Origin of the sequence: Methylobacterium sp. WL64 (genome assembly GCF_008039945.1) — a bacterium.
Taxonomy (GTDB): domain Bacteria; phylum Pseudomonadota; class Alphaproteobacteria; order Rhizobiales; family Beijerinckiaceae; genus Methylobacterium.
Genome location: NZ_VRVA01000216.1, coordinates 1 through 4,691, shown reverse-complemented (window position 1 = coordinate 4,691; position 4,691 = coordinate 1). Strand labels below are relative to the sequence as shown.

The 4,691-nt window shown below is 68.5% G+C and carries 4 protein-coding genes; all 4 read right to left on the bottom strand.

Going from position 1 to position 4,691, the window contains the following annotated elements:
- Positions 1-788: ABC transporter permease (locus tag FV242_RS32755; protein WP_147941849.1), on the bottom strand; the 788-nt coding region annotated here is incomplete at its 3' end.
- Positions 785-2,404 carry an ABC transporter substrate-binding protein gene (locus tag FV242_RS32750; RefSeq protein ID WP_147941848.1) on the bottom strand — a complete coding sequence of 540 codons (1,620 nt, stop codon included), beginning with the start codon at positions 2,402-2,404 and terminating at the stop codon, positions 785-787. The genes FV242_RS32750 and FV242_RS32755, both read right to left, overlap by 4 nt.
- The gene (locus FV242_RS32745; protein WP_147941847.1) at positions 2,395-3,387 is read right to left on the bottom strand and encodes a GTP-binding protein; all 993 of its coding nucleotides are present in this window, start codon (positions 3,385-3,387) and stop codon (positions 2,395-2,397) included. Before FV242_RS32745 ends, FV242_RS32750 begins: the two co-directional genes overlap by 10 nt.
- On the bottom strand, positions 3,384-4,691 hold a 1,308-nt coding region (locus FV242_RS32740; RefSeq protein ID WP_147941846.1), incomplete at its 5' end, for an amidohydrolase. The genes FV242_RS32745 and FV242_RS32740, both read right to left, overlap by 4 nt.

Below are 4,691 nucleotides of genomic sequence, written 5' to 3'. Positions count from 1 at the left end.
CCCGCGAAGAGCTGTCCGAACTGGAGTCCGACCATGGTGACGAGCGGGATCAGCGCGTTGCGCAGGGCGTGCTTGCCGACCACGATCCACTCCGGCAGGCCCTTGGCACGGGCGGTGCGGACGTAGTCGGCATTGAGCGCATCGATCATGCTGGCCCGCATCAGACGGCTGTATTGGGCGACGTAGACGATGCCGAGGGTGAGCATCGGCAGGACCAGATGTTCGGCCACATCGAGGGCGTGGGCGAGGCCGCGCCGCGGCGTCGCCACATCCTCCATCCCAGCGACCGGCAGAACCGGCCACAGGGAGGCGAACACCACCAGCAGCATCAGGCCGGTCCAGAAGACCGGTGCGGCATTGCCGGCGATCGCCACCAGCGAGACGACGTGACTGAGGAGGCCGTTCGGTTTGCGCGCGCTCAGGATCCCGAGGCCGGCGCCGATCAGCACCGCGAGGGCGAGGGAACTCAGAACGAGCAGGGCGGTGGCTGGCAGCCTGCCGAGGATGAGGCGCGAAACCGGCTCGTTGAAGTAGAACGAGTAGCCGAGGTCGCCCTTCGCCACCTTGCCGACATAGGTCGCGAGCTGTTCGGGGATGCTGCGATCGAGGCCGTAGCGCGTGCGGATCTCGGCCATGATCTCCGGCGAAGCACCACCCATCTCTCCGGCGATCACCTGCGCCGGGTCACCGGGTGCCGCCTGGATCAGCAGGAAGTTCAGCACCACGACGGCGAGCAGCAATCCGACCGCGTTCAGCGCGGTCGCACCGAGGCTGCGCAGAGCCGTCATCTCTCGGCTCCCGCGGCGCCTTGCGCCCAGGCGACCTCGTCGAGGGGTGAGAGCGGGCCCCAGATCGACAGCGGCAGATTGGTCAGGCGCTTGTCGTAGACCGCCTTGTAGGGCGTGAGGTTGAGGTAGGCGATCGGCGCATCGGACACGACGATCTTCTGGAAGTCATCGTAGAGCGTCTTGCGCTTGGCGACGTCGGTCTCGATTGCGGCCGCGTTAAGCAATTCGTCGACTTTTGGATTCTGGTATTGCTGGGTGTTCGACCAGATTACGCCTTTGCGAATGTTGGTCGACAGGTAGGTTCGCGCCACGCCGATCACGGGGTCGCCCCAATTGAAGACGTTGTCCATGGTCAGGTCGAAATCGAAGTTCGAGACGCGCTGCGCCCAGGTCGGGAAGTCCGGCGCAGCCCGGACCTGAAGGGCGATGCCGATCCGCTTGAGGCCGGCCCGCAGGTATTCGGCGACGTTGCGCTGCTGGTCGTTGTCGTTGGGGATGTAATCGATGGTGAGCTGAAGCCGCGTGCCGTCGGCCCCTTTCTTCAGCCCGGCCTCGTCGAGCAGGCTCTCCGCCTTGGCGATGTCGAGCTTGTACGGGTCGACGGCCGGCTCGTAGAACGGCGAGCCCGGCACGATCGGGCCGGTGGCGGGCTTCGCCACGCCGCCGAGCAGCTTGCCCGTGATGAAGTCGCGGTTGGCGGCAAGAGCGATGGCCCGGCGCACCCGCACGTCGTCGAGCGGCTTCTTCCCGCAATTGAAGGCCAGCCAGTTGATCGGGCCGATCCCCTCGAAGCCGCGATCGGTCACCGTGAGGGTCTGCGCCTTGCTCAGGCGCTCGATGTCCCGCACCGAGGACAGGAACGGCAGCATCCCGATCTCGCGCCGTTCGGTGGCGATGACGAGGCTGTTCTGGTCCGGCAAGATTCGGTAGACAAGCCGCGCGAGCTTGGGCCGCCCGGCGATGAAGAACTTGTCGAACCGCTCGAGCTGGATCGACTCGCCCTGCTTGTACGCGACGAACTTGAACGGGCCCGATCCGACCGGCTTCAGGTTGGCCGGATGGGTCTTGATGTCCTGCCCGTCGCCGTAGACGTGCTTGGGCAGGATCGGCATCAGGCCGGGTGACATGGCCAGCAGCAGCGCCGGATGCGGCCGCGAAAGCCGGATCACGACGGTATGGGCGTCGGGGGTCTCCACGGTCGAGACCGGCTCCAGCATGGTCTGGAACGGGTGGTTCGCCTTGATCACCCCGATCGAGAAGGCGACATCCTCCGAGGTCAGCGGATGGCCGTCGTGGAACACGGCATCGCTCACGAGGTGGAGCGTCACGCTGAGGTTGTCGGGGGCGACCTCCCAGAACTTCGCCAGATAGGGAAGCGGGTTCCACGCGTCGTCGTAACGCAGCGGGCTCGCGAAGATCTGCGTCGAGACCATCCCGGTGGCGATACCGGACTGCACCGCGCCATTGAAATGGCGCGGCACCTGGTTGGTGCCGATCACCAACGGCGCGTTCGCGTCGTCGGCCAAAGCCGCGGGCAAACCGAGGATCGGGGAGGCCAAGGGGGCGGTCAACACCGCGAGGCCGGCGCCGAGGAGCGTGCGTTTGGTCAGTCGCATCCGAGTCGGTCTCCGTGGGGGATCTGCGGCGGGAGCAGCGCGGCGTCGAGGAGATCGCTCAGCGTCGGACCGGCCTCCGTGTCGGCCGCTGCGATGCCCACGAGTTCGATGCCGCCCTGTGCAGCCTCCGGCAGCGGCGAGAGGCTCCACCGGCGCCCGACCATCTGAAGCAGGTGCATCCCGGAGGCGTCGCCCAGTCGGACCCGGCCCTTCAGGCGCAAGAGCGGGGTCGGCATGCCGGCGAGTGCGCGTCCGAGACCGGCGCGGTCGAACGTCCCCGTGCGCCGGTAGAGCAGGCGCTGGAACGTGTCCTCGTGCGTGACCGCTTCGGCACGCAGCCGGGAGGAGCCCCGCCCCGCCGATCCCGGGGCCTCGCCGCCGAGGGCGAAGAGCGCCTCCGGCAGCGCCGCCGCCACGGTGTCGACCACCGGGACATCGGGCGCGAGGGCAGCGAGCGTGGCGTGCGACGCCGCGAGGCCGATTGCATCCACGAGATCGCGCTTGTTCAGCACCAGGATGTCGGCCGCGCGGATCTGGCGGGCGATCGTGTCGCCCATCCGCGGATCGGCGGCGAGGGCGGGCAGGCGCTCGGCATCCACCAGCACGACGACGCCGCGCAGGACGAGGCCAGGCTCCACCAGGGCGATCTCCGCGATGGCGCCGGGATCGCCGACACCGCTGGCCTCGATGACGATGTGATCGAAGGGTTCGGGCTCGGCGAGCACGCGCATCAGCGTGTCGAGGAATCCGTCGGCCAGACTGCAGCAGACGCAGCCATTGGTCAGCCGCAAAGTCTGCCCGTCATGGTCGCGGATCAGGCCGGCATCGACGTTCACCGCGCCGAAATCGTTGACCAGCACGGCGTAGCGGCCCTGCGCGCCGGCGAGCAACCGGTTCAGCAGCGTCGTCTTGCCGGCGCCGAGGAAGCCGCCGACCACCGTGAGCGGGCAGCGCGTCGCGGGGGCGCGAAGCTCCTGCCTCATACCGACGGCACCGCGAAGACGCGGCCGCCCAGTACCGTGGCGTGGACCGGAATGTCCTTCAGGGTCTCTGGCGGCGTCTCGAACGGATCCGCCTCGAGGACGGCGAAGTCGGCGAACTTCCCGGCTTCGATGGAGCCGACGCAATGGTCCATCCGGAGGGTGTAGGCGGCCCCCAGCGTCACGGCGTGCAGAGCCTCGGCGACGCTCAGCCGTTCGTCGGGGCCGAGCACACGCCCCGACGACGTGGTCCGGTTGACGGCGCACCAGGCCGTGAAAAGCGGCCCCAGTGGCGTCACAGGCGCGTCCGAGTGGATCGCGAGCGGGATGCCGAGGCGCGCCGCGCTCCCGGCGGCGTCGATCCGGGCCGCGCGTTCCGGCCCCATGGTCAGATCGTGGTGGGCATCGCCCCAGTAATAGAGATGGTTCGAGAACAGGTTGAGGCACAAACCCAGCGCCTTGATCCGGCGCAGCTGTGCCTCGGTCGCCATCTGGCAGTGCTGGAGCGTGTGCCGGTGGTCGGGACGCGGATGGGCGATCTGCGCCTTCTCGACCGCGTCGAGGGCCGCCTCGGTGGCCTCGTTGCCGTTGGTGTGGATGTGGAGCTGGATGCCGGCGGCGTGGTAGACACCCACGATCCGGTCGAGGTCGTCCGGGGCGACGTACCAGAGGCCATTTGGTGCGCCGTTATGGTAGCCGGGCGGCAGGAGCCGGGCGGTGAAGCCCTGGATCGAACCGTCGACGACGATCTTCACGATGCCGAAGCGCAGGCGGTCGGTGTTGGCGGCATTGAGGCGGCCGATCTTGGCGACGCCCTCTTCCGGCGCACAGGAGACCGAGGCCAGCGCCGGCACGATCCGCACCGGCAGGCCGTCGACGCAGGCGGCCCGATAGACCGCCACGGACGCCTCCGTAAGGTCGTTGTGCAGGTCCGCGATGGTGGTGATGCCCTGGAGCTGCGCGGCGGAGCCGAACCGGGCGACATCGGCCGCATCGAGATGCCCGCTCATCGGGTTGTAGCCGAGCGCTCGGAATAGGCGCAGCCGGGCGGCGATGCCCTGCAACTCGCCCGACGGGGTGCCATCCGCCAGCTTCGGCACACCATCGATCGCGGTGGTGGCGTCGAAGCCCGCCATCTCCAAGAGGAGGCTGTTGACGTTGGTGATGTGCAGGCTGGCATGGTGGACCATGACCGGCCGGGTTGTGGAGACCCGATCGAGATCGTGCCGGGTCAGGCGTGCGCCGCCGAGATGCAGCGGATCGAAGCCCCACCCGTAGAGCAGCTGGTCCGGGTCGGCGATGGACCG

What these genes read in the sequence shown, in the direction of transcription:
- FV242_RS32750 (WP_147941848.1), bottom strand. Translation starts at nt 2,404, where the DNA reads ATGCGACTGACCAAACGCACGCTCCTCGGCGCCGGCCTCGCGGTGTTG.
- FV242_RS32745 (WP_147941847.1), bottom strand. Translation starts at nt 3,387, where the DNA reads ATGAGGCAGGAGCTTCGCGCCCCCGCGACGCGCTGCCCGCTCACGGTG.